Here is a 649-nt window from a genome sequence, read left to right as displayed (position 1 = left end):
CCGCTGCACCTGCTGATCGACATCGAGCCGGTAAGCGCCACCGGTTCGGGCGAACCGGCGAGGAGGCATCAGGGTCGAGGGCGAAGGGGAGTGGAACGCCCGCAAGCATGGGGGCACCAAACGCCGCGTCTGGCGCAAGATCCACGTCGGAATTGATGAGAAGACACTGGAAATCCGGGCCACCAGGTTCACCACCAGCGATGTTGGTGACGCGCCCATGCTGCCCGGGCTTCCGGGCCGGATCCCGCCAGATCAGGAGATCGGCAGCGTCACTGCCGACGGCGCGTTCGACACCCGCAAGTGCCATGAGACCATCGCCGCCCGCGGTGCAGCCGCGAGCATTCCGCCGAGCAAGAACGCCGGGCCATGGAAACCCGACACTCCCGGCGTGATCGCGCGCAACGAGGCCTTGCGAGCGTCGAAACGCGTCGGCCGGACCATATGGCGACGATGGAGCGGCTATCACCGCCGAAGCCGCGTCGAAACAAAGATGCACTGTGTCAAACTGCCCGGTCAGCGCCTCATGGCGCGCGACTTCGACTGTCAGGTCGCGGAGGTCCAGGTTCGTGTTGCCGTCCTGAACGGTTTCACCGCGCTCGACACGCCCATTACAGAGGTCGTGGGATAAGTCTGTCCGGGGATAGGGGAA

1 pseudogene is annotated in these 649 nt (G+C 65.3%); it reads left to right on the top strand.

Going from position 1 to position 649, the window contains the following annotated elements:
• Positions 1-64: 64 nt before the first annotated feature.
• Positions 65-628, top strand: a pseudogene (locus XINFAN_RS00040) (IS5 family transposase); the annotation flags it as partial.
• Positions 629-649 lie beyond the last annotated feature (21 nt).

It is taken from the genome of Pseudogemmobacter humi (assembly GCF_900609055.1).
Classification (GTDB): Bacteria; Pseudomonadota; Alphaproteobacteria; order Rhodobacterales; family Rhodobacteraceae; genus Pseudogemmobacter; species Pseudogemmobacter humi.
This window is presented reverse-complemented; position numbering and strand designations above follow the sequence as displayed.